This is a genomic window from Vibrio sp. PSi01 (genome assembly GCF_054960695.1).
Genome location: NZ_JBHNYN010000003.1, coordinates 225,575 through 250,164, shown reverse-complemented (window position 1 = coordinate 250,164; position 24,590 = coordinate 225,575). Strand labels below are relative to the sequence as shown.

Below are 24,590 nucleotides of genomic sequence, written 5' to 3'. Positions count from 1 at the left end.
TTTTATTTTGGATTGTTGATTGATTGGCATCAAATAAGAGCGAAATTTAAATCTTATGAATCGAATGTATAAAATAGATCAAAGAATTAAATCGTCTTATTTATATAATTATCTTTAAACCTATAACGGTATAAATAATAATGATTATCGATACGCATAAATTATTGGGTTCGCTATTTTATCAAGCGACAAGTAAAGAACAGTTGGTCACCATTGTTGAAGCTTTGGTTGAGAGCGAAGTGCTCTCTGAAGAATGCTTGCAGGCATTGAGAAGTGAAGATGAAGATGCGCTCGCAGCAGAGTTCAGCCGCTTGTTCGAAGGTGTGGGAGACATGCCAGCTCCGCCTTGGGGGTCTGTGTACCTAGATAAAGACCGTGTGGTGTTTGGTGCAACGACTGTGGAATATCGACAGTTTCTAGAATTAAACCAAATTGAATTGGATACAGGTTTAAGAGAGCCAGAAGATCAATTTGGTTTAATGTTATTCGCTCATGCGTATTTGTTAGAAAATAATAATATTAATTCATCTCGTGAATTGCTTGAGTGTCACTTATTACCTTGGTCTTCTACTTATTTAGATAAATTAAATACAGCATCAGATTTATCATTTTATAAGAAGCTATCAAGTGATGTAATAAATTGGCTTAATCAATTAACATCTGAATATAATTTAAACGTTGCCACTAAAAAGTTATATATCGACTAATGTCTGAGCAAATAAATTCGAATAGGCGTGGTTTCTTAACTCGACTCTCTAAGCCAGTTAAAGCTGCTGCAAGTTATGAAGAGAAATCACAGCGCTTACATGCTAGACCACCTAGGGCTGTCGATGAGGTGCTGTTTGAGCGTCTTTGCGACAGTTGTGGACTGTGTGAGCAAGCGTGTCCGAATAGCGTGATTGAGACGCTAGAGGGTAGTGCGCTGTTGAATTTGGATTACAACAGTTGTTCTATGTGTAACAAATGCACTGAAGTGTGCCTAACTGGCGCACTTCATCCAACGGTCACGCCTTATATCGACCTCAAGCCGAGCTTTGCTGATAGCTGCAATAATTACATGCAAATGGACTGTTCAGCATGCCAAACTGCGTGTTCAGCAGGTGTGATACACATTGAAGTAGGAGAGTTGCCTACAGTGGACAAAGATAAGTGTAACGGCTGTGGAGAGTGCCGAAGCGCTTGTTATATTGGCTCTGTGACTCTTAACCTGACTCAGCAATAAACGTTTGGTTTTGTATGACACAAGCGAACATGAAGATTTTGGTTGAGTGATAGACGAGTTGTTTCAGATACCTAAAGACATAAACAGAAAAGGGTCCGCACTCCTAAAGGAAGCGGACCCTTTTTAATTCTTATTGACGATATTCGAACAAAGCGACCTAAAGCCAGTTGGCTTATGCGCGTTTTTGCTTGTTTCTGTGAATAACGTTACTCAGCGATAGCTCAGTCTTTGCTTTACAGATACAAGGTAATATTTCATTACCTTGCGTGTAAGCCATAGCAAAACCAACGTACTCGACTTCCCCAGAATCCAACGTGCAACGACAAGCGCCACAATGCCCATCTCGGCAGTTGTATTCTGGCTCTAACCCAGCTTGTTCCATTGTTTCCAATAGAGTGTTTGAAGGGTTAGATTCAATCGAAGTCAGCTTGTTGATTTTGATTGTTGGCATTACAGCTCGAATCCTTCAAAGTCGTCAGCTTTTACTTCGTTGTCGATCTGACCAACTAGGTAAGAACTGATTTCAGCTTCTTGTGGAGCAACTTGTACGTTATCTGAAGATAACCATGCGTTGATCCATGGGATTGGGTTCGACGTTGCTTCTGGGTAAGCAGTACCTAAACCAACCGCTTGCATACGGATGTTAGTGATGTACTCAACGTATTGGCAAAGAATGTCTTTGTTCAGACCAATCATAGAGCCATCTTTGAATAGGTATTCTGCCCACTCTTTTTCTTGCTCTGCTGCTTCTTTGAATAGGTCGAAACACTCTTGCTTACACTCTTCAGCGATTTGCATGAATTCGAAGTCATCTTGGCCATTACGCAGTAAGTTAATCATGTGCTGTGTACCAGTAAGGTGAAGAGCTTCATCACGAGCGATTAGCTTGATGATCTTCGCGTTACCTTCCATTAGCTCACGTTCAGCGAATGCGAATGAACATGCAAAACTCACGTAGAAACGAATCGCTTCTAGTGCGTTTACAGACATTAGACATACGTAAAGCTTCTTCTTCAGGTCGTGAAGTGAAATCTTAACGTCTTCGCCGTTAATGTTGTGGTTGCCTTCGCCGTAGCGGTGGTAGTCAGCCGTCAGCTTGATTAAATCATCGTAGTAAAACGCGATGTCTTTCGCACGCTTCAGGATCTCTTCGTTTTCAACGATGTCGTCGAATACTACACCTGGATCATTGACGATGTTACGGATGATATGTGTGTAAGAACGAGAGTGAATCGTTTCAGAGAAAGACCAAGTCTCAATCCAAGTTTCAACTTCTGGTAGAGATACCAGTGGAAGTAGGGCAACGTTAGGGCTGCGGCCTTGGATAGAATCTAGAAGCGTTTGGTACTTCAAGTTAGAGATGAAAATGTGCTTTTCATGCTCAGGAAGCTTGTTGTAGTCGATACGGTCGCTAGATACGTCTACTTCTTCTGGACGCCAGAAGAAAGAAAGCTGCTTCTCGATCAACTTTTCGAAGATTTCGAATTTTTGTTGGTCGTAACGTGCAACGTTTACCGACTGACCCAAGAACATTGGTTCTTTTAGTTGGTCATTTTTTTGCTGAGAAAAAGTACTGTAAGCCATAAATGCCTCAAATCCTTTAAAGACCCGTAATAAAACGGGCCCTGTTAATGCTTTAAACCCAGAGAAGATAACTCTTCTCTGGGGTCTTAATGTTTATTGCGGTTTAGATCTTACAACCGCCGCCTTCACAATCTTCTTCCGGCACTTGAACTGCATCGCCTTGGTCGTCTTTAGCACCATCACGAGTGTTATGGTAGTAAAGCGTCTTAACACCGTACTTGTACGCTGTAAGTAGGTCTTGAAGCAGCTTCTTCATTGGTACTTTACCGCTGTCGTAAACACTTGGATCATAGTTAGTGTTTGCAGAGATAGCTTGGTCAACGAATTTTTGCATGATACCCACTAGGTGCAGGTAACCATCGTTCGAACCAATGTTCCAAAGTAGCTCGTAGTTCTCTTTAAGATTTAAGAAGTCAGGAACCACTTGCTTAAGGATGCCGTCTTTCGATGCTTTCACTGATACGTAACCACGTGGTGGCTCGATACCGTTAGTTGCGTTCGAGATTTGAGACGAAGTCTCAGAAGGCATAAGCGCTGTTAGCGTAGAGTTACGCAGACCGTACTCCATGATCTCTTCGCGTAGCGTGTCCCAATCGTAGTGCAGTGGCTCTTCACATACTAAGTCGATATCTTTCTTGTAAGTATCGATTGGTAGTAGGCCTTTCGCGTAGTTGGTCTCGTGGAAAGATGGGCAACGGCCTTGTTCTTTCGCCAGTTCAACAGACGCTTTTAACAAGTGGTATTGAATTGCTTCAAAAGTACGGTGAGTCAGACTGTTTGCGCTGCCATCAGAGTACTTCACGCCGTTTTTCGCTAGGTAGTATGCGTAGTTGATGACACCCACACCTAGAGTACGACGGTTCATTGTCGACTTGCGTGCTGCTGGAAGTGGGTAGTCTTGGTAATCAAGCAATGCATCAAGTGCACGAACAACCAGTTCAGAAAGCTCAGCAAGGTCGTCTAGCTCGTTGATTGCGCCTAGGTTAAACGCTGAAAGCGTACATAGTGCAATTTCACCTTCGTCATCTTCTACGTTAGAAAGTGGCTTAGTTGGTAGCGCGATTTCTAGACATAGGTTCGACTGACGAACAGGAGCCACTTCAGAATCAAACGGGCTGTGTGTATTACAGTGGTCAACGTTCTGAATGTAGATACGACCAGTAGAAGCTCGCTCTTGCATTAGCAGAGAGAATAGCTCAACGGCTTTAACCGTTTCACGCTTCACTGAAGGATCGTTTTCGTACTTAACATATAGTTCTTCAAAACGGTCTTGGTTTTCGAAGAACGCATCGTAAAGGCCAGGTACGTCAGAAGGTGAGAACAGGCTGATGTTGCCACCTTGAACAAGACGAGAGTACATGAGTTTGTTCAGCTGTACGCCGTAGTCCATGTGACGAACACGGTTCTCTTCAACGCCGCGGTTGTTTTTCAGTACTAATAGAGACTGAACTTCACCATGCCATAGTGGGTAGAATACCGTTGCCGCACCGCCACGAACACCACCTTGTGAACAACATTTTACTGCTGTTTGGAAGTATTTGTAGAAAGGGATACAGCCAGTGTGGAACGCTTCACCATTACGGATTTCAGAACCCAGCGCACGGATACGACCTGCGTTGATACCAATACCAGCACGTTGAGATACGTAACGAACAATTGAGCTTGCTGTTGCGTTGATTGAATCAAGGCTGTCACCACATTCGATCAGTACACAAGAGCTGAATTGACGAGTAGGCGTACGTACACCAGACATGATCGGTGTAGGTAGAGAAATCTTAAACGTAGACGATGCGTCGTAAAAACGTTTGATGTAGTCAAGACGAGTCGATTTAGGGTATTTAGCGAATAGACACGCAGCCACTAGGATGTAAAGAAACTGAGCACTCTCGTAGATTTCTTTTGTTACACGGTTTTGCACGAAGTATTTACCTTCAAGCTGCTTAACTGCCGCGTAAGAGAAGTCTAAGTCACGCTTATGGTCGATGTACTGGTCTAGCTCTTCAAACTCAGCTTTCGTGTAATCTTGCATTAGGTGGCTGTCATATTTACCCATATCGACCAGTTTTGAAACGTGGTCATAAAGCGCAGGTGGCTCGTATTCGCCATACGCTTTTTTACGTAGGTGGAATACTGACAGACGTGCTGCTAGATATTGGTAATCAGGAGTCTCTTCAGAGATTAAATCCGCTGCTGACTTGATGATAGTTTCATGAATGTCAGTCGTGGTGATGCCGTCGTAAAACTGAATGTGAGCTTTCAATTCTACTTGTGATACAGAAACATTGTGCAAGCCTTCAGCTGCCCATGTGATCACGCGGTGGATCTTCTCTAGATCGATGGTTTCTTTGCGCCCGTTACGCTTGGTAACAGTAAGTTGTTGGTTCATTCTGCTTAATTTCCCTAACAAAACTGAACAAGGCCGTGTTTTTGTGTATTTCTGTGTAATTTTTGTAAATTACGTGTCGGCTTTGTGATCTTGGTCTACCCATATATTGTAGTTCAAACACAACATATAGGGGTCATTTGTTTGTTGGGTTACAAGATAGTGCTACAACCGAACTTTTTCAAGGTAAAGAAATTGGGTTGCTTGTGGATAAGTGGTGGATTGAAAAAAAACTGTAAGTGACCACTAACTGATGAAGATAGATGAGACTTGATTGTATAAAAGTCGGCTTTTAATGATGCTTTATTTTTGCACGCCTATAAAAAAAAATCCCTTGATCTTTGAGCAAAATGGGCGATGGATTTTAGGCGATTAAATTTAAATCTAGGTGGTCAAAATGGAAGCTAGCGCACGAAATTTAGACTGAAAAAAGTCGCAAACTTATGTTAATTGCAACCTTTTTCATTAGTCTTTTTTAGAAAAAATTTTACGGTAGGATAGCTGATATTTTTTAAGCGAAATTTTGCGTATGCACGATGTAATTGACTTCAACACTGCGACCTAATCGGTAAGTGTCTGTCAGTGGATTATAGTGCAGCCCAGTGATGCCGAGTTCTTGTAGAGATGTATTATCAATCATCTTGATAAGTTCAGCTGGGCGAATGAACTTGTCATGCTCGTGAGTGCCTTCAGGAACTATCTTTAGTAGCTTCTCTGCACCAACAATCGCAAACAAGTAAGATTTAAAATTGCGGTTCAACGTAGAGAAGAAAACGTGGCCATCCGGTTTGACCAATTTTGAACATGCGGTGATCACTGATTGTGGATCAGGCACGTGCTCTAGCATTTCCATGCAAGTGACCACGTCGTAAGTTTGTGGATTCTCTTCTGCGTGGTCTTCAATGGTACTTTGGATGTAATCGAGCTTGGTGCCAGTTTCTAGTGCGTGCAAGCGTGCCACTTCAAGTGGTTCTTTGCCCATGTCTAGCCCTGTCACTACAGCACCTTCGATTGCCATACTTTCCGCTAAAATGCCACCACCGCAACCAACATCGAGCACTTTCTTACCAAACAAACCTTCAGTTTTTTCTAGCACGTAGTTTAGGCGTAGTGGGTTGATTTGATGTAGAGGCTTAAATTCGCCTTCTAGATCCCACCAGCGTGACGCCATGTCTTCAAATTTCTTGATTTCTGCTGGGTCTACATTCTGTGATTTAGTCATAATCGGCATTTCCAAGTTAAATACGGCATCCATGAAATTGCAGGCATTATAACTTGCCTTTTCGCCTTGACCAGAAGATCTACAATTTTGCGAACTTATTGGGTGTAAAGTGACCATGTTTCAGCGAGATATGATGCGGAGGTGCAATTTCTCATCAATTGATTGGCTACAAGGGTCACAAGATGGTAAAAGGAGAGGGAAAGTGATGCCTCCGTAGGTAAATTTGTGTTATATTTTTCGGTCTTATACGTATTCAAAAATACGATCTGACTATAGAGGGAAAATGGCTCTATGAGCGATCTAGCGAAAGAGATCACGCCCGTAAATATTGAAGATGAGCTTAGAGGTTCATACCTAGACTACGCGATGTCCGTCATCGTTGGTCGTGCCCTTCCAGATGTGCGTGATGGCCTAAAACCTGTACACCGCCGCGTTTTGTTCGCGATGAATGTACTGGGTAATGATTGGAACAAACCATATAAAAAGTCTGCTCGTGTAGTAGGTGATGTAATCGGTAAATACCACCCGCATGGTGATAGTGCTGTATACGATACTATTGTTCGTATGGCTCAACCGTTCTCACTGCGTTACATGCTAGTTGATGGCCAAGGTAACTTTGGTTCTATCGATGGCGACTCCGCGGCTGCAATGCGTTATACCGAAGTTCGTATGGCGAAAATTGCTCACGAGCTCCTGGCTGACCTTGATAAGGAAACTGTGGACTACGTACCGAACTACGATGGTACAGAACAAATTCCAGCAGTACTTCCTACAAAAATTCCTAACCTATTGGTAAACGGTGCTTCTGGTATCGCAGTAGGTATGGCTACCAACATCCCACCACATAACCTTGGTGAAGTTGTTGATGGCTGTTTAGCATTTATCAATAATGAAGATATTACTATTGATGAGCTAATGGACTATATCCCTGGTCCTGACTTCCCGACAGCAGCACTTATCAGTGGTCGTAAAGGCATCGTAGATGCTTATAAAACTGGCCGCGGTAAAGTTTACATGCGTTCAAAAGCGAATATTGAAGTAGAGAAAAATGGTAAAGAAACCATTATCGTTACTGAGATTCCTTACCAAGTAAACAAAGCTCGCCTGATCGAGAAGATTGCTGAACTGGTTAAAGATAAGAAAGTTGAAGGCATCAGTGCTCTACGTGACGAATCTGATAAAGATGGTATGCGTATTGTTATTGAATGTAAGCGTGACGCTGTCGGTGAAGTTGTATTGAACAACCTTTACTCACAAACTCAACTGCAAACAACTTTCGGTATCAACATGGTTGCGCTGAACAATGGTCAACCACAGTTGTTCAACATCAAAGACATGCTTAAGTGCTTCGTAGACCACCGTCGCGAAGTTGTGACTCGTCGTACTATCTTTGAACTGAAGAAAGCGCGCGACCGTGCACACATCCTTGAAGCATTGTCTCTAGCACTTGCTAACATTGACGAAATCATCGAGCTTATCCGTAACGCTCCAACGCCTGCTGAAGCAAAAGCTGGTTTAGTAGCTCGCGGTTGGGAACTTGGTAACGTTGCAGCAATGCTTGAACGTGCAGGTACTGATGCGGCTCGTCCTGATTGGTTGGAAGATCAATACGGCATCCGCGATGGCCAATACTTCCTAACGGAAACACAAGCACAAGCTATTCTAGAGCTTCGTCTTCATCGCTTAACTGGCCTTGAACATGAGAAGATTCTAGACGAGTACAAAGCGCTTCTAGAAGAAATCGCTGAGCTAATGCACATTCTTGCAAGTACTGAGCGTTTGATGGAAGTTATCCGTGAAGAACTTGAAGCGGTACGTGAAATCTATGGCGACGCTCGTCGTACAGAAATCACAGCAGCGGTTCATGACATCGACATGGAAGAGCTGATTGCTCAAGAAGACGTTGTAGTAACGCTTTCTAACGCAGGTTATGTTAAGTACCAAATTCTAAGCGACTACGAAGCTCAGCGTCGTGGTGGTAAAGGTAAGAGTGCAACTAAGATGAAAGATGAGGATTACATTGAGCGTCTGCTTGTTGCTAATACTCACGATAACATTTTATGTTTCTCTACTCGTGGTAAGACGTACCGCCTGAAAGTTTACCAACTGCCTCAAGCAAGCCGCACCGCTCGTGGTAAGCCTATCGTTAACATTCTTCCTCTAGAAGAAGGTGAGCGTATTACGGCTATCCTGCCTGTCTCTGAGTTCTCTAACGAGAAATTCATCTTCATGGCAACAGGCGACGGTACAGTTAAGAAGACATCACTGGATCAATTCGCAAACGTACGTGCTAACGGCCTAATCGCAGTTAACCTACGTGACGATGATTCACTGATTGGCGTTGATATTACTGATGGTAATAGCGACATCATGCTGTTCTCTAAATCGGGCAAAGTTGTTCGCTTTAACGAGGACAAAGTACGTCCAATGGGTCGTACTGCATCTGGTGTTCGTGGTATGAAGCTTCCAGAAGACGATCAAGTGGTTTCACTGATTGTTCCTTCAAATGAAGGCGATATCCTAACTGTGACTCAAAACGGTTACGGTAAGCGTACTGAGTTGGCTGAATACCCAACGAAAGGCCGTGCAACGCAAGGTGTAGTATCTATCAAAGTCTCTGATCGTAATGGCCCAGTAGTTGGTGCTGTTCAGGTTGAAGAAGGCGATGAAATGATGATGATCACCGACGCAGGTACACTAGTACGTACTCGCGTGGCGGAAGTCAGCCAAGTTGGTCGTAACACTCAAGGTGTAACACTGATCCGTACTGCTGAAGATGAGAATGTTGTAGGTCTACAACGTATCGACGAAGTAGAAGAAGCTGAGATTGTTGAAGGCGAAGAAACTGAAGAAGCAAATGCTGACGCAGTAAACGCAGAAACAGTTAATGCAGAAGGAAAGGTCGTTTCTGAATCAAATGAAGAGCAAGCATCCGATGCTTCTGACTCTGAGAGTGATAGCGAGCAAGATACTGAGTAATCTCGATTACACTAAGTAATTAAGAGTACCAATGAAAAAACCGAGCCTAAGTGCTCGGTTTTTTATTACCTGTCATTTCATTTTTCTTATCAGTTCGTTTAGGTCTTAGAGCAGACCTTAACCTGTCGCTTTTATGCAAAAGTTTGAGCACTAAATCTCGAACGCTAAACTTTGATCAATAACGAGGCAGAACGAAAGCGATAGAGTAGGAGATAAAGCTAAATAAAAGGATGTGGAATGGATATCTGGTTGTTGGTTGCTTTACTATTAATGAGTCTGTTTTTTATCGCGTTTGTTATTGCCGCGAGCAAAAATGGCCGTCATTTAAAAGGCAATGCGATGATTTCGCTTATCGCTGTGGTTTTGAGTGTGCTTGTCTGGTTTCAGCTTAAACAAGAGTTACCTCAATTTCCTTTAGATGATAGCGATAGCTACACGGCAACAGATTTCCAAGATGAGCTTCAGCAGAGCCTTGAGCAAGACCCAAATCAATCCGATTTGTGGTTTAAGCTTGGTGGTGTGTACATGCAAAAAGGGGAGTTTGATGCGGCATTCACTTGCTACGATTATGCGATTCGATTAGATCCTCAAGCACCTTCTGGTATTTATGCTGCTAAAGCTACTGCACTTTATTACCTTAGCTCCCAGGCGATGAGTGATGAGGTCAAGAGGCTATTAAATCAGTCGATGCAGCTTGATCCAAACGATCGTACCGCCTTAATGTTGATTGCGACCGATCACTTCATTAGTATGCGCTATCGACAAGCGATCGATGCGTGGACTCAAATCCTCGATTCCAATCAAAAGGGCATTGATCGTGTTTCGATTATTCATTCGATCAACCAAGCCAAAGAGATGATCCGCTAGGCTTGGTCAATAAGCTTGTTGTTCCTGAATAAATTTTGAAACTATTTACCTTTGAAGTAATTCGACTCTAAAGTGATTAATTTCTAAAATCATTATTTTCCGTATCTATTGGCTTTCGATCATTTCAGTTAAACCACCTGCGTTATGGATTTGAGTAAATCCTTGATCACGCAAGAACTGATAAGCTTGCCCTGAGCGATTACCACTGCGGCAATACAAAACGATCGGTTGGTCTTTCTCAATATTAGCAAAGTGAGTCGCTACTTCTGAAAGAGGGTAGTTGATGGCGTTGTCTAGATGCCCTTGTTCGAACTCTGCAGGTGTTCTTACATCAATGACTAATGCACCTTTCTCTATCAACTCCCACCCTGTCTCTGCGCGCTCTGATGCGTTAACGCCTGAACTGAGTAGTGTAATGCATAATGCTAAAAGCGAAAATAAGGTCTTCATTTTTGACTCCTTGAATTAGCAAACGGTCATTGGAAAGTACGTATTGATTTGAATGCTTCAAACCCAACACTGAATATTTAAAACAAAAAACCAGCCACACAACAATAGTGTGACTGGTTTTTACCTAACGGTCTATTTGAAGAAACTAGTATTCGTAGTTGGCTTCACGCTTTTCAGCTTGCTCTTCCCATTTAGGAACAACCGTGTCTAAGAAGTGCTGTTTCTCTGCGTTCATCTTATCCATGTCCATTCCAAGCGCTTTTTGAGCCGCTTCTTTGGTCGAGATATCTGGAATTTCGATTGGATCGGTGATGCCTTTCTTCGCCAGTAGACGAACAATTTTAGTTCGAGCATCCGCTGCGCGATCAACGGCAGTACCTAGTACTTCTAGAGCGATTTCAGGTGCGTGCATATGAATACCGTGAGACGCAATAGCGTAGTCCCAACGCCATTGAGCGTGACGGATATCCAGTAGGATAGGCTCCATCTCTTGCTCTGTCGCACCGGCTTCCCATGCCGCACCTGCTTCAAAGTGAGCGGCTACGATTTGCTTCTCAGCAGTCAGCTTCATGTTCAGAACTTGTGCTTTACGGCTTGAAACGATGTTACGCATGGTTTCTTTCGATTGAGTGTGACAGTTTGCACATGTATCTTCGAAGCGGTCGAATGGGTTACCCACTTTATGGTCGGTATAAACAGTGCCATCTTCTTTGGTCACTTTCGGCATATGACAGTCTGCACAGACGACTTTATTTTTGCCGTGGATACCTTCACGCCATGTTTCGAAACCAGGGTGCTGTGCTTTCAGCATTGGTGCTTTCGATACTTTATGAGTCCAATCTTTAAAGTTGATCGCATCATAGTAACGTTCCATATCGCCGACGGTTGTACCTTGGTCCCAAGGGAATTTCACGCCTTTGGTTGGCCCGGTGAAGTAGTATTCCACATGACATTGGGCACAAACTGAAGCTTGTTGGTCTAAACGGCTTTGCTCATCAAACTTTTTACCAATTGCTTCAAATGCACGTTCAACATAAGGACGAGTGACCTTCAGTGCTGGCTCACCATTTTTGAAGCCTTCGCTTTGGGTATCGTGACAGTCTGAACATCCAATAGGGTTAATGATCTCGTTACCAAGACGCGCCCATTTACCCTCGAAGTAACCATCTTCGCCACGCTCTTCGATAACACGCGCTACATCTGGGCTCTTACAGCTCCAACACGCCATTGGCATAGGGCCAGAATTTTCGTCCGTCGGTCCGCCAGTACGAAGTGTTTGTCGTACATCGTCAATCGCATAAAAGTGACCACGAGCCTTGTTGTAATCTTTTGCAAAGCCGTAGCCAGCCCACATGATAACCATGTTCGGATCTTCTTTTAGTGCGTCTTCAATGGTTTCGCTTTCTGACGTCTGTCTCCATGAATGATATTGATCTGGGTGATTTTGCTCGAACTGATCGTTACGAGGATCGCCAATTTCTTTTTGTTCAGGCGCAGCAAAACTGGTCGCGCTTGCTAGTGATGCGCTAACCATTAATAGTGCTGTGACCGAATTACGTATCCAATGCTTTTTCACAGTGATATCTCCAATATACTGATTTTTATACCAAGCGTTGTGAGTTTGCTATTCAAATTAAGAACTGGAGAATTCCTGTTTATATTAATTCATAATTGAACACATTTTGTTACGTGTTGGATATAGATTGTCCCAGATCAATTTATGACAGTGACCTTAATCACGCTGAAGTTTATATAACCCTAAAGTGGTATTTAAAGTTAGATTGATTAGAATTTAACTGAGAATTATTATCATATATAACAAACAATTACCTAAATTGACCATGATGTAAATAGGGTGATTGCGTTCACAAATTAACCTGTCGAAATTTCATGTTACCCAATTAGAGGTATATTCTAACAATAGAAAGCGTTGTGGCTTATCCAAAATAAGAATTGATATCATTTAAGCGGTAATAATATCGTTTAAGGGTACTTTTGTTTAACCGGAATATTATTTAGTTGAGAGTTAAATAATGCCGGTATAAGGAAAGGATAAAATGGGCAATATTAAATTGGCCATAGTCATAATGCTTAAATCCCTTCTAGCATTCTGCCTCTATGGTTATTCCATTCATGCTGTTGCTGAGCCTGCTGTTACGCCAGTAGGAGAATCAACAAGACATGAAGTCGAATTAATCCGCGACAAAGACTACAAGTGTGTTCAATGCCATAAAGATTCAAAAGAAACGGTATTGGGTTCACATGGTGAAAGTGCACACGCTTTGCTTGGCCGCGAAGTAAATTGTACCGACTGTCATAGTTCTATTAGCCCCGATCACCGTGAAGGTGCACCTAAAGTGGTGAAGTATCGTGAGGCTCAATCACAACCTGGAACCGAGAAGGTTTTCTTAGACCCTAAATTAATCCTAGATGCCAATAGCCAATGTATCGATTGTCACCAACCTGATGATCTCCGCGAAGCGAGTTGGACTCACGATGTTCACGCGCAAAACTTAACGTGTTCAAACTGCCATGATGTTCATGCGACTGAAGCAAAGGTGTTGGGCTTAGATAAGAAGCAAACCATCAAGCTGTGTGTGGATTGCCATTCAGACTTCAACCAGAAGAAAGAAGAGGAGTAATCTATGAGTTGCTCAAGAAGAAACTTTTTAGCAGGCGCGGGTGCCGTTATTTTTACCACAGGTGTAGCGGGAACTGCGGCGGTAACAAGTCGCAAGACGCTAGCTAATGTTCAAGAAGATGGCACTAAACGTTATGGAATGATTCATGACGAAACCGCTTGTATTGGTTGTACCGCCTGTACCGAAGCATGTCGTGAAGTAAACAAAGTACCTGAAGGTGTATCGCGCTTAGAAATTATTAAGAGTGAGCCCCAAGGCGAATATCCCAATGTTGATTACCGTTTTACTCGTAACTCTTGCCAGCATTGTGATAACGCACCTTGTGTGATGGTTTGCCCAACAGGCGCGGCCTACAAAGATGAAAAAACGGGCATTGTCGATGTGCATCAAGAGAAGTGCGTCGGTTGTGGTTATTGTCTATTGGCTTGCCCATACCAAGTGCGCTTTTTCCATCCAGAAAACAAGTCCGCAGATAAGTGTAACTTCTGTCGAGACACTAATTTAGCACAAGGGAAGTTGCCGGCTTGTGTCGAATCTTGCCCAACCAAAGCGCTGACATTCGGTGATTTGAATGACCCTAAGAGTGAGATAAACCGAGTACTTCAATCCGAGGTGGTTTACAGAGATAAAGCCTATCTAGGCACTCAACCAAAACTCTATAAAGTGCCACACCAAAAAGGGGAGATTTGATTATGAGTGCATGGGACGCAGCTTTTCAGTCTGGTACGGTGGTATGGGACTGGATTATAGCAATCTATCTATTTCTCGCGGGGATGTCGGCGGGTGCCGTAATGATCTCCATTTACCTAAAACGTAAGGTCATTGAAGGCGATCCTGCTCATAATGGTGTGCTAAAGGCCACGGCTTTTCTTGCGCCATTTGGGATCATTTCAGGTCTGCTTATCTTGGTTTTCCACCTGACAAAACCGTTATCCTTTTGGAAGATCATGATCTTCTATAATCCAACGTCTGTGATGTCGATGGGTGTGATCTTATTCCAAGTATATATGGTGATCCTATTCCTTTGGATCGGCATTATATTTAGAGATCAAATAGTCGTGTTTTTGAATGATCAAGCATGGCTAAAAGGGCGACTTGATTTTGTCGGTAACTGGATTGGCAAATTAGAGGTGTTTGAGAATGCTTTGGAAATATTCCTAGCGGTTCTCGCATTGATGCTTGCTGCTTATACGGGCTTCTTGCTGTCAGCTTTAAATACCTTCCCACTATTGAATAACCCAGTACTGCCGATCTTGTTCTTGTTCTCGAGTTTATCTTCGGGTGCGGCGGCGTGTATTTTATTTGGTGTGTTGGTCTTTAAAGAATCACCTCATAGCCCGAGTATTTCATGGATCCACGGATTCGAACGCCCGGTCGTGATGTTTGAGTTGTTTGTTCTTATTACTTTCTTTACTGGGCTGATCTTCGCTGGTGGTCAAAGTGAGCAAGCAGTCTGGAACGCAATCGGCAGTGGATTCTGGGCGAACTGGTTCTGGTACGGCGTCATCGGTGTTGGCATGGTTTTACCATTGTTGTTGAATGCAGTGACACCAACTTCAATTCGCCATAGCTCGGTGTATATTTTCTCCGTGACTTCGCTAAGTCTAATGGGCGTATTAATGCTGCGAACTTTTGTTCTTTACGCAGGGCAATTAACGCTCGCTTAAGTTTGTTAGTGAGTGGATGTTGGACAATTGACATCTGCTCACTAGATACCGTTTCGTTGAGCAACAGAAGCTAGTTGAGTAACAGGAGCTAGTTGGTCAATAAAAGCGAATAACGGTTTAACTTGGCTCTGCTCCGGTAGAGTCTTATTGAGGTGATATGGTCGGTTCTTTGGGGCTGTTTAGTTTAGTGTTGGTTGCTGTGCTCAGTAGCCTTATTGGCGTGCATTCGTTTTATCAAATGCTAAATAAACGGGCGCAAAATCTAGGCTTAATCCGCAGTTTCTCTCTTTCAAGTGCATTTTTTTCTCTCACTTCTGTCGCATTGCTTGGCTATGCCTTTGTCAGTGATGACTTCTCTATTCTCTATGTCGCTGAACATTCAAATACCCAATTACCCTCATTTTTTAAGCTTGCGGCCGTATGGGCAGGACATGAAGGTTCCTTGTTGTTTTGGGTACTGACGATCAGCGTCTGGTCTGGCGTGATCGCCTTACAAAAACACTATTCGAATGAATACCAAAGCCGAGTGCTGTGGGTGATGAACCTACTGCTCGCGATATTTGCTTGGTTCACGTTATTCGCATCAAATCCGTTTGAAATGAATTCGATCTTGCCGCTAGAAGGGCGTGACCTTAACCCAATGTTGCAAGATGTCGGTCTGATTTTTCACCCGCCATTGCTTTACCTTGGCTATGTCGGCTTTTCTGTGGTGCTGGCATTTGCAGTTGCTGCTTTGCTGGTTGATCCAATAGAATTTGATTGGGTTGTCCATTGCCGAAGTGGGTGTCTTGTTGCGTGGATCTTTTTAACTGCAGGGATCATTCTTGGCTCTTGGTGGGCGTATTACGAATTAGGCTGGGGCGGCTGGTGGTTCTGGGATCCGGTTGAGAATGCCAGCTTGCTGCCATGGCTTACTTCGACAGCTTTACTGCATAGTCTAGGCGTTGCCAAGGGTAAGCAACAGCTTCTTAAGTGGTCTCTTAGCCTTGCTTTCATTACATTTTGCTTGAGTATCTTAGGCACGTTTATTGTTCGTTCTGGCGTACTTACATCGGTACACGCTTTTGCAGTTGACCCAACCAAAGGTATCGCACTACTACTTATATTAGTGCTGGTGCTGGTGAGTTCATTTTCTCTGCTTATCATCAGAGAGGAGTCTTTTGAATCAAGTCCGATTACGAGTTTCGCCAGTAAGAGCTTTTTGAGTTTAGTCGCCGTGCTCATTTTTGTTTTGGCAACGACAGTTGTGGTGTTTGGTACGTTTTATCCAATGATCTTTGAACTGCTTGGGTTAGGGAACATATCGGTAGGTGCGCCTTACTTTAACCTACTGATTGCGCCTTTGGCTTTGCTCGCACTTGGTGTGATTGGTTTAGCCCCATTGTTGAGCGTTAAACCTCAAGCAACCAAAGGTGTTATTTTATTGTTAGCTGTGTTGTCGTTGGCATTGGGTTACGTTTGTTATTCATGGCAAGTGGAACAAGTCCAACGACAAGTGATGGTTTTGATGACATGGTCACTCGCATTTTGGGTTTTACTTACTCATGTTTATGGCTTAGCGGTAACGCGCAGTTCCAAGTTCCAACGCAAAGTCTGGGTGATGACATTTGCTCATGTTGGTATTGCGGTCTTGGCTATAGGCGCTGCAATGAACAGTTACCACTCGTTTGAGCGCAGCTATAAACTAAGCCCAGGTACACAAGTAGAGTTCATGGGTTGGACGCTTTCTCATCGGGATACTGAGCTTTATGTCGCCTCAAATTTTACCGCAGAGAAGGCGATACTTAAGCTAGAAACTGGCGAGCAAAGTTTTTCCATTACACCTGAAAGAAGACATTACCAAGTTCGAGTGATGAACATGAGCGAGCCCGCAATGAAATGGTTCTGGCATGGCGATGTGTATATCACCATGGGCGAGAAAATAGACTCAGCAGCCTATGCATTTCGTGTTCAATACAAGGCGTATGCGCGCTGGATCTGGTTTGGCGGGTTGTTCTCCATTATCGGCGCTTTACTCTCATTGACTCATCGTAAAAAGAAAACTGATAAGGCTGCACAGTATGCATACCAGCGTTCGTAACAAGCTAATTACTCTCATTGTCTTGGCATTAATAGTGGTGTTGGGATTTGTCTTTGCGCTTGACAGTAAGCAACAAACGACCAGCGTTTCAGAGCAAAAAAGGGCATTTCCAGAATTCATATCTACTGCGTTAGTGAATAGTGAAAGCGTCAGTGGTCAGCAGGAAATTACGCTCGCTGATGTCACACAGCATCCTTACCAACTGGTCAATGTATGGGCTTCATGGTGCGGTATTTGTAAAACGGAACATGCTTTTCTGACCGAGTTGCGAAAGAAAGGCATTCCAATTGTTGGGCTAAATTATCGGGATAATTCAGGGACAGCGATCAATGTGTTATTGAGCGACGGCAATCCGTACTCAGTAGTGATCAGTGATCCTCAAGGTAAACTGGCGCTAGAGTTGGGCGTAATTGGAACCCCTGAAACGTATCTAGTCGATGCCAATGGCCAGATCATTAAAAAGCTATTGGGCGTGATTAATGAAACGGTATGGAAAGATGAACTTGCGATGTATTTTGATGGTGTGAATGGATGATGAAGTCTCTAATACAAACGTTGTTTATGCTGTCAGCTCTTGTAGTGATTAGCCTTCCTACCATGGCTGAAGAGTTGTTTACTGCCAGTAATAAAGATACGAGTATTCAAGTTGAACTGTTTGAGTTTGAAAACCCAGAACAACAGCAACGTGCTATCAGCTTGGCGAAAACGTTACGCTGTCCACAATGTCAAAACCAAAATCTGATTGAATCCAACTCACCGATAGCAAAAGACTTACGCCTTATTGTGTTCAATATGGTGAAAGCAGGGCATAGTAATAATGAAATTACTCAATATATGACGGAAAGGTTTGGTGAATTTGTGCTTTATAAACCAGCAATGAACACCTCTAACTTATTGCTCTGGTTGATGCCAAGTGTTCTTTTTTTTCTATTTATGTATTTATCAATAAAAAGCGTTAGAAAGAGCTCATAAAAAATATGTATTACTGTTTACGAATTGACCTGTATTTTGTAACATTAAAGGATTATAAAGGCTAAGCACTGTTATATAAGGATGTATCTGTGGACAACGTAATCTCAAATTTAAAGAAAGAGTTCTATACTCATGTCCGATCTGACAAATGGGCAAAAAAATACAGTGCTAAATCGAGCATTTCTACGCTTACGCAGGAAGAACTGACTGAACTTGAGAATGCTTGGGTGCAACTTGTCATCTGGAAGCAAACCCAAGTAAGTTGATCGTGCTGTAAAAAGTATCGCCTTAGCCGCACCAGATAAATTTATAACCCCATGTTGGTCATCCCAATGTGGGGTTTTTTGTTGCTTGAAAAATAATTGTTATAATATAACAATTTGTGCGTGGTCGACCTTGAAAAAAATTGTTAACAGCCTCATAGTGTCTATCATTAGATAGTTCGCTACAAAATATTGCCTAGACATATAGCGTAGTGTTGTTAAATACATAGAATTTTCAAGTGAGTATAGCTATGGCGGAAGTACGTGCCAGAATAGATTTCAAAGTAGGGGTAACAAGCAGCATTGATGCTGAACTTCTGTCTTTTCATGGGTTGAAAACAGATAAAGAGCATGTTGCTGTGATATTTAAGTCAGCAGATAAGACACAAGACATACCTCTTGTTCGTATGCACTCTGAGTGTCTTACTGGTGATGTATTCCATTCTTCTCGCTGTGACTGTGGCGAGCAGCTAGACGAAACTATAAGAATTATGGGCGAAACGGGCGGAGTGATTCTTTATCTTCGTCAAGAAGGCCGCGGTATTGGTTTGTACAACAAAATCGATGCATACCGCCTTCAAAGTGAAGGTATGAACACCTACGAAGCCAACAACCACTTAGGTTTTGGTGATGACTTACGCGATTTTACTGAAGCAGCTGAAATGCTACGTGCTTTAGGTACGACCAAAATCCGCTTGGTGACCAATAACCCTAAGAAAATCAATGAATTGAAATCTTTTGGTATTGAAATTGAAGAAGTAGTGAACACGTCTGCTCATATCAAATCAGGTAACGAAAGCTATCTGAAGGCGAAAGTCTCACACGGTAAGCACAACCTGGATATCTAATCCATTGACTTGTTGCGCCTAACACAAAAATGTTTAAAGACCTCACTCATGTGAGGTTTTTTTGTATTTATCTTGCAATAAAATTGTAAGTTTGTATTATTCAAATCCGTAGTGTAAATGATAATGGTTTGCACTATTACTACGAATAATAATTTAAAGCTCAACAAGGATGCTTCATGACCATTAAATCTTTAGTGACAAAAGCGGTAACTTCGTCACTCATTTTTGCCTCGGCTTCTACTTTCGCTGCAGTAACTCAAGATCAAGTTGTAGAACACTACGCAGATATTGCTCATGCGGTGTTCGCTGATTCAGTAATTACAGCAAAAGCGTTGAATTCTTCTATTGATACCTTCTTAGCTTCTCCTTCTGCTGGCAATTTCGAACAAGTAAAACAAGCTTGGCTTGAGTCTCGCGTACCTTACCAGCAATCAGAAGTATTCCGATTCGGTAACGCTGTTGTTGATGATTGGGAAGGTCAATTAAACGCATGGCCACTTGATGAAGGTTTGATCGATTACGTATCTTCGGATTACCAATATGAACTTGGTAACGAAGGCGCAAGCGCAAACATCGTGGCGAACAAGACTTTCCAAATTGGTCAGACTACCGTTGATGCAACGAACATCACTCCTGAGCTAATTGCAGACCTTAACGAGATCGGTGGTTCTGAAGCAAACGTAGCGTCTGGTTATCACGCAATTGAATTCCTGCTTTGGGGGCAAGATTTGAACGGCACAAACAGCGGTGCAGGTCAGCGTGCTTATACTGATTTTGTTGTTGGTGCTGAATGTACAAACGGCAACTGTGACCGTCGTGGCGCATACCTAAAAGCATCAGCTGAACTCCTTATCCAAGATCTAGAGTGGATGGAAAAGCAGTGGGCTGAAGGCGAGAAAGGCAACTACCGTCAAGAACTTCTTGCTGAATCTAGCGAAAACGGTTTGCGTAAAATGCTATTTGGAATGGGCTCACTATCTCTAGGTGAGCTAGCTGGTGAGCGTATGAAGGTGGCTTTAGAAGCTAACTCTACTGAAGACGAGCACGATTGTTTCTCTGATAACACTCACAACTCTCACTACTACAACGAGCAAGGCATCTACAACGTTTACACGGGCCTATACAAGCGTGAAGACGGTACTCTACTTTCAGGTCCAAGCCTGTTTGACCTAGTAGAGCAAAAAGATGAGCAAGCTGCGAAAGAGATCCAAAAGCAGTTTGACTTAGCACGTGCACAAGTAGGTGAATTAGTAACGTCTGCAGAGAAAAACAACCAGCATTTCGATCAGCTAATCGCTGCCGACAACGCTGCGGGTAACGCATTAGTGAACAAAACAATTGTTGCGCTAGTATCTCAAACCGCTGCAATCGAACGCGCTGCTGGTGTTATTGGCATTGATAGCCTAAACCCAGACACGGCTGATCACGAGTTCTAAGAACCCGAGGTTAATACCAATCGTAGTAAATAACTGGTCAGCCTAGCTAGTTAAAACGCTCGATAACTGCGTTGTAATTTTTGATTGTAGAATAACTACTTATCAGAAAATCACGCCTTGTTCTCAAGCCTTTTTCTTACGCTATTTCTGATCACTTACTGTGATTGGTATAGAACCAATGTAGGGGCTCTCATTGAGCCCTTAATTGTTTGCTACTCAAGAAAGTTATTCCCTAATAAAAACTAAAATCAAAACACAGCAAGGCAATGTATGAAGTCGTATCTATCAGCCTCACTATTAACCGCACTGTTTTTCTTATCTCCATTACACGCCCATGAAACCTACTCTGGTGGTAAAACTACCGTAAAGAAAGAGGGAGCGAATGCTTTTTCTCTTCCTGCTGCCAATTTACCAATGAGTAAACGCTTAGATTTCAGTGTAGGTAATAGCTTCTTTAGAAACCCTTGGGTACCCGCTCCGTCATCGACTGATGCACGCGATGGCCTTGGCCCACTATTTAACACAAACGGCTGTCAAAATTGTCACATCAAAGATGGCCGTGGTCATGCACCTGAAAAAGGTGATGAGAACGCGGTTTCGATGTTGGTTCGCTTGAGTATTCCCGCTGAAACACCAGAGCAAAGACAAGCCTTTATTCGTGATGGTGGTATTCCTGAACCGACCTACGGCGGCCAGCTACAAGATTTCGCTCTTCAAGGGGTAAAACCGGAGGGCCAAGTAAACATTAGCTACAAGGATGTTCCTGTTGAATTCAAAGACGGCACCGTCGTTACCCTACGTAAACCTACTTTAAAGATTACGGATCTTGCCTTCGGCGAGATGCATCCTAAAACTGAATTTTCTGCTCGAGTTGCGCCGCCAATGATTGGCCTTGGTCTGCTTGAGAGCATTTCAAAAGAAACGATTCTTGGATTTTCTGAGCAGCAATTAGCTGATAAGCAAGGCGTGTCGGGTAAGGCTAACTACGTTCTGGATGTTCAAACCAACGAAATAACCTTAGGTCGTTTTGGTTGGAAAGCAGGACAGCCAAATCTGATGCAACAAAATGCTGCGGCATTCAATGGTGATTTGGGCTTAACGAGCCGCCTGTTCCCTAATGAGAACTGTACATCAGTACAATCAACTTGTAATGATTTTCCAAATGGGGGGGATCCAGAAGTTAGCGATAACATTCTAGATTTTGTTGAGTTTTACTCACAGCATTTGGCTGTACCTATTCGCCGTAACGTTGGGAACCCTATGGTTGTTCAAGGTAAAAAACTGTTTAAAGATATTGGTTGCCAAAGTTGTCACCAATCTGAAATTCGTACGGATGAGCGTGAAGGTTTGCCTGCGTTATCTAATCAGTTAATTAGTCCATACACCGATATGCTGCTGCACGATATGGGTGAAGGCTTAGCGGATCATCGCCCTGAGTATTTAGCAAGCGGCCAAGAGTGGCGTACAACACCATTGTGGGGGCTCGGTTATACCAAAGAAGTGAATGGTCACACCTTCTTACTTCATGACGGTCGTGCAAGAAACGTTATGGAAGCGGTGCTTTGGCACGGTGGTGAAGCAGAGATGGCGAAACAGAAGGTTCTGTCTTTGAATGCGACTGAGCGCGAAGCACTACTGGCATTTTTGAACTCGCTATAGGCAGTCTTAAGCTTAGCGCCTCAACGGCGAGTTAGCCAAAAACATACTACCGCTGAACTTGTAGTAATACGAGCTCAGCGGTCGTTTCATATTTATTGAATTCATATAATTAAAAGAAAAACTAGGAAGTAAGGTAACAGCATGACACATAAATTTTTGTTAATGCCTTTGTCGGTATTAATCATGGCAGGCTGCCAATCATCGGGTGAGCAAACGGCTTCATCTGAGGTTAACGGTGTTTCTTATCAAGCAGACATGACCGCTCACATCAGTCGTAGCGTGTACCAACAAGAGTTTGATTCAGCCGTCCTATTCGCTAGGCAAGCCAGTGAACTGGAAGTCTTGATGCAAGGTTACTGTGAAACCAACAATGTTGAGCTGGATGCTTTGAAAAATCAGTGGCAGCTCACGATGAACAGTTGGATGGCACTGCAAGGTCAAGAAAGAGGCCCAATAGCGGCACTGGAAGAGAGCTGGAATGTTCAGTTTTGGCCAGACAAAAAGAACACCACAGGCTTAAAAATGCGTCAGCTGACTCAGCAAGAGAAAGCTTGGTCACAAGACGAAATCGCACAGCAGAGTGTTACTGTTCAAGGACTTGGTGCCTTAGAGTGGTCTCTGTATGACGAGCAATCTCCACTGCTTCAAGACAAAGCTTCAGGTTGTCTATCTTCACAAGCTATCGCACAAAACTTGGCTGTGAAGTCTACCTCTATTGCTGAGGCCTGGCAGGTTAACCCTTGGCTAGCACTGGACGAGATGCGCTGGGAGTCGGAATACATCGCTTTATTGACCAACCAACTTGATTACAGCATGAAAAAGCTGAGTCGCCCAATGGCTAAGATTGGCCACCCGCGACCATATTTCTCTGAGTCGTGGCGCGCACAAACCTCAATGATTCAGCTAAAGGCGAATGTTGCTGCGCTTGAGAAGCTTTACCTCGCAGATGGTAATGGTCTTGATGGTTTATTGAGAGAGAAGGGCTTAAACGATCTTGCTGATCGTGTTGCTGCCCAGTTCACGCTAACGCTAGATACTTGGCCTACAGAATCAAGCCTGTTTACTCTGCTACAGAGCAAAGAAGGTTACCGAGAAGTACTGACTCAATACAATAAACTAGAACGTTTGAAGTACCTGATTCATGAAGAAGTGGCGATAGAGCTTGGCGTGGTAATAGGATTTAATGCTACCGATGGTGACTGATACTACACGAAGAAGTTTACTTAAGGCTGCACTAGGTTGTGCAGCGGTTCCTGTATTTCCATTTGGGTGTACTAGTCTCTCTAATGTCGTGAGTTCATCTAATGAGCCTCAATTAATCGGTTGTGCGCTTAATGGACGAGGCCAATATTCAGCCGTTGTGGCTGATGAATATGGGATGCCATTGAGCCAGCTGCCGATTCCCGATCGTGGTCATGGCGTCGCTATTTGCCCAACTCAATCACATGCGGTGGTTTTTGCTCGTCGTCCTGGTGATTATTTTATGGTGTTTGACTATAAAAAGGGTGAACAAATCAAAATGGTCGTTAAGGGGCGTAATCGTCACTTTTATGGTCATGGCATTTATTCATTAGATGGCAAATTACTGTATGCCACTGAAGGTAAAACTGACAGCAGCCAAGGTGTGATTGGCGTTTACGATGTCGCGCAAGGGTATCGTAAAGTTGAAGAATTTACCGGTTTTGGCATTGGACCTCATGAAGTCATCATCATGCCTGACGGTAACCTCGCAATCGGTGTTGGTGGCGTTCATACTGACGGTAGAACACCGAAAAACCTTGATTCGATGCAACCGAGTTTGAGCTATGTTTCACCTGAAGGCGTGCTACTTGAGCAGGTTGAATTGCTGGACAAGAAGCTGAGCATTCGACACTTAGCGCATGATGGCGCTGAAACCGTACTATGTGGCCAGCAATATCGTGGCGAGCCCGATGAGTATCCTTCACTTTTAGCGATGCACACTAAAGGTGGACGATTTGAATCACTGAACGCGGAGCCAGAACAATGGGCAAGGTTCAATCACTACATCGCGAGTATTGCGGCGTCAGATGATTGGATTATTGCGACCTCGCCAAGAGGAAACTGCTACGGTATTTGGTCTAAAGACACTAAAGAACTCGTAGAACTATCTGCTTTATCAGATGCTTCTGGCGCTGTGCTGCTTGATGGTGAGTTTAGATTGAGCTCTGGAGCGGGTAGTGTGGTGAGCCAACGAAAGCCTTATGAAAAATCAATTCAGCAATCATCTATTCAGTGGGATAATCACTGGAGTGCAATTTGATTTATAAAACTCCTTAAAAAATAACATGCTTACTC

At 43.3% G+C, this 24,590-nt stretch carries 22 protein-coding genes; 16 read left to right on the top strand and 6 right to left on the bottom strand.

The features are described 5' to 3' along the window. Positions 1-140: 140 nt before the first annotated feature. Positions 141-707 (top strand): molecular chaperone TorD family protein, encoded by a 567-nt coding sequence (locus ACFI6G_RS06435; protein WP_016798497.1) that lies wholly within the window; start codon positions 141-143, stop codon positions 705-707. Then, the gene (gene napF / locus ACFI6G_RS06430; RefSeq protein ID WP_010438113.1) at positions 707-1,222 is read left to right on the top strand and encodes a ferredoxin-type protein NapF; all 516 of its coding nucleotides are present in this window, start codon (positions 707-709) and stop codon (positions 1,220-1,222) included. Before ACFI6G_RS06435 ends, napF begins: the two co-directional genes overlap by 1 nt. Before the next feature lie 172 nt (positions 1,223-1,394). On the opposite strand, the gene yfaE is transcribed toward napF, so the two are convergent. From yfaE to ubiG, 4 genes are all read right to left on the bottom strand, one after another. Then, positions 1,395-1,673 carry a class I ribonucleotide reductase maintenance protein YfaE gene (yfaE, locus tag ACFI6G_RS06425; RefSeq protein ID WP_010438115.1) on the bottom strand — a complete coding sequence of 93 codons (279 nt, stop codon included), beginning with the start codon at positions 1,671-1,673 and terminating at the stop codon, positions 1,395-1,397. Beyond that, positions 1,673-2,806 (bottom strand): class Ia ribonucleoside-diphosphate reductase subunit beta, encoded by a 1,134-nt coding sequence (gene nrdB, locus ACFI6G_RS06420; RefSeq protein WP_004733365.1) that lies wholly within the window; start codon positions 2,804-2,806, stop codon positions 1,673-1,675. Before nrdB ends, yfaE begins: the two co-directional genes overlap by 1 nt. A gap of 103 nt (positions 2,807-2,909) precedes the next feature. Then, complete coding sequence (gene nrdA, locus ACFI6G_RS06415) at positions 2,910-5,192, bottom strand: class 1a ribonucleoside-diphosphate reductase subunit alpha (protein WP_010438119.1); 2,283 nt, start codon at positions 5,190-5,192, stop codon at positions 2,910-2,912. A gap of 508 nt (positions 5,193-5,700) precedes the next feature. Next, positions 5,701-6,444: a bifunctional 2-polyprenyl-6-hydroxyphenol methylase/3-demethylubiquinol 3-O-methyltransferase UbiG gene (gene ubiG / locus ACFI6G_RS06410; RefSeq protein WP_016769292.1), complete on the bottom strand. Its 744-nt coding sequence runs from the start codon at positions 6,442-6,444 to the stop codon at positions 5,701-5,703. Between the two features lie 258 nt (positions 6,445-6,702). Between ubiG and gyrA the strand changes: the two genes are divergently transcribed. Both gyrA and ACFI6G_RS06400 read left to right on the top strand, forming a co-directional pair. Next, a complete protein-coding gene (gene gyrA / locus ACFI6G_RS06405; RefSeq protein ID WP_010438123.1) occupies positions 6,703-9,390 on the top strand; it encodes a DNA gyrase subunit A in 2,688 nt (895 codons plus the stop codon). Between the two features lie 237 nt (positions 9,391-9,627). Continuing rightward, on the top strand, positions 9,628-10,257 hold the full coding sequence (locus ACFI6G_RS06400) for a TPR domain-containing protein (RefSeq protein ID WP_010438125.1): 630 nt from the start codon (positions 9,628-9,630) through the stop codon (positions 10,255-10,257). Positions 10,258-10,362: 105 nt separating this feature from the next. On the opposite strand, the gene ACFI6G_RS06395 is transcribed toward ACFI6G_RS06400, so the two are convergent. Beyond that, on the bottom strand, positions 10,363-10,707 hold the full coding sequence (locus ACFI6G_RS06395) for a rhodanese-like domain-containing protein (protein WP_010438127.1): 345 nt from the start codon (positions 10,705-10,707) through the stop codon (positions 10,363-10,365). 145 nt (positions 10,708-10,852) lie between these two features. Next, a complete protein-coding gene (gene nrfA / locus ACFI6G_RS06390) occupies positions 10,853-12,283 on the bottom strand; it encodes an ammonia-forming nitrite reductase cytochrome c552 subunit (protein WP_010438130.1) in 1,431 nt (476 codons plus the stop codon). Between the two features lie 481 nt (positions 12,284-12,764). Between nrfA and nrfB the strand changes: the two genes are divergently transcribed. The 12 genes from nrfB to ACFI6G_RS06330 all read left to right on the top strand — a co-directional run bounded on the left by nrfB (position 12,765) and on the right by ACFI6G_RS06330 (position 24,555). Beyond that, positions 12,765-13,349, top strand: a complete 585-nt coding sequence (gene nrfB, locus ACFI6G_RS06385) for a cytochrome c nitrite reductase pentaheme subunit (RefSeq protein WP_010438133.1) — start codon at positions 12,765-12,767, stop codon at positions 13,347-13,349. 3 nt (positions 13,350-13,352) lie between these two features. After that, positions 13,353-14,039: a cytochrome c nitrite reductase Fe-S protein gene (gene nrfC, locus ACFI6G_RS06380; protein ID WP_010438136.1), complete on the top strand. Its 687-nt coding sequence runs from the start codon at positions 13,353-13,355 to the stop codon at positions 14,037-14,039. A gap of 2 nt (positions 14,040-14,041) precedes the next feature. Further along, complete coding sequence (gene nrfD, locus ACFI6G_RS06375) at positions 14,042-15,016, top strand: cytochrome c nitrite reductase subunit NrfD (protein ID WP_016791333.1); 975 nt, start codon at positions 14,042-14,044, stop codon at positions 15,014-15,016. Positions 15,017-15,173: 157 nt separating this feature from the next. After that, a complete protein-coding gene (locus ACFI6G_RS06370) occupies positions 15,174-17,096 on the top strand; it encodes a heme lyase CcmF/NrfE family subunit (RefSeq protein WP_016790981.1) in 1,923 nt (640 codons plus the stop codon). Continuing rightward, positions 17,077-17,631, top strand: a complete 555-nt coding sequence (locus tag ACFI6G_RS06365) for a DsbE family thiol:disulfide interchange protein (RefSeq protein ID WP_010438146.1) — start codon at positions 17,077-17,079, stop codon at positions 17,629-17,631. The genes ACFI6G_RS06370 and ACFI6G_RS06365 overlap by 20 nt, the downstream gene beginning before the upstream one ends. Then, positions 17,628-18,068, top strand: a complete 441-nt coding sequence (gene nrfF, locus ACFI6G_RS06360; RefSeq protein WP_462710188.1) for a heme lyase NrfEFG subunit NrfF — start codon at positions 17,628-17,630, stop codon at positions 18,066-18,068. The genes ACFI6G_RS06365 and nrfF overlap by 4 nt, the downstream gene beginning before the upstream one ends. An 89-nt stretch (positions 18,069-18,157) precedes the next feature. Beyond that, the gene (locus ACFI6G_RS06355; RefSeq protein WP_010438149.1) at positions 18,158-18,334 is read left to right on the top strand and encodes a hypothetical protein; all 177 of its coding nucleotides are present in this window, start codon (positions 18,158-18,160) and stop codon (positions 18,332-18,334) included. Between the two features lie 248 nt (positions 18,335-18,582). Further along, a complete protein-coding gene (locus tag ACFI6G_RS06350; protein ID WP_009848836.1) occupies positions 18,583-19,179 on the top strand; it encodes a GTP cyclohydrolase II in 597 nt (198 codons plus the stop codon). A 176-nt stretch (positions 19,180-19,355) separates the two neighbouring features. Continuing rightward, positions 19,356-20,615 carry an imelysin family protein gene (locus tag ACFI6G_RS06345; RefSeq protein ID WP_016769290.1) on the top strand — a complete coding sequence of 420 codons (1,260 nt, stop codon included), beginning with the start codon at positions 19,356-19,358 and terminating at the stop codon, positions 20,613-20,615. Positions 20,616-20,885: 270 nt separating this feature from the next. Next, positions 20,886-22,274, top strand: a complete 1,389-nt coding sequence (locus tag ACFI6G_RS06340; RefSeq protein WP_016769289.1) for a di-heme oxidoreductase family protein — start codon at positions 20,886-20,888, stop codon at positions 22,272-22,274. Between the two features lie 141 nt (positions 22,275-22,415). Continuing rightward, complete coding sequence (locus ACFI6G_RS06335) at positions 22,416-23,477, top strand: imelysin family protein (protein WP_010438154.1); 1,062 nt, start codon at positions 22,416-22,418, stop codon at positions 23,475-23,477. Further along, a complete protein-coding gene (locus tag ACFI6G_RS06330) occupies positions 23,467-24,555 on the top strand; it encodes a DUF1513 domain-containing protein (protein WP_016769288.1) in 1,089 nt (362 codons plus the stop codon). Before ACFI6G_RS06335 ends, ACFI6G_RS06330 begins: the two co-directional genes overlap by 11 nt. Positions 24,556-24,590 lie beyond the last annotated feature (35 nt).